This is a genomic window from Sphingobium sp. LMC3-1-1.1 (genome assembly GCF_040676285.1).
GTDB lineage: Bacteria > Pseudomonadota > Alphaproteobacteria > Sphingomonadales > Sphingomonadaceae > Sphingobium.
On the sequence record NZ_JBEGHQ010000064.1, the window covers coordinates 1 to 422 of the forward strand.

The 422-nt window shown below is 55.0% G+C and carries 1 protein-coding gene; it reads right to left on the bottom strand.

Annotated features, from left to right (window positions below; translation table 11 throughout):
* Positions 1-181: hypothetical protein (locus MRBLMC3_RS19985; protein WP_363831717.1), on the bottom strand; the 181-nt coding region annotated here is incomplete at its 3' end.
* Positions 182-422: the final 241 nt, after the last annotated feature.

Below are 422 nucleotides of genomic sequence, written 5' to 3' on the forward strand. Positions count from 1 at the left end.
GCAGGCGTTCGGGACTATATTGCGCTTCGTGACTGTGAATTCCCTTGAAGCAGGCATAGCCGCGGCTCATCGCGTTATTCTCGTCGCCGCGAATGCTGACGATCCGGTCCTCATCGTCAATAGTCAGTTTCGTACCGCAGCCAGCAGTGCAAGTTCTGCAAAAGGACGTCACTGTTCGCACGGGTCAATCTCCTCGACGATTTTCTTCGAAGCGCGGCATGACCAAGGCTTGACGGGCATAGCCCATCAAGCCTTGGCACGCACATTCACGATATTCGGTACATCAGGTCATTACAGTTCGTAGCGCAGCGAAATTCTCCAGGTCCTCGGGCGGTTGTACGATTCATGCATGCAGCCGCAGAAGGTCGCCAGATCGAACCCGATCACGTTGACCCGCTTGTCGAAGATGTTGTCGAGCGAAG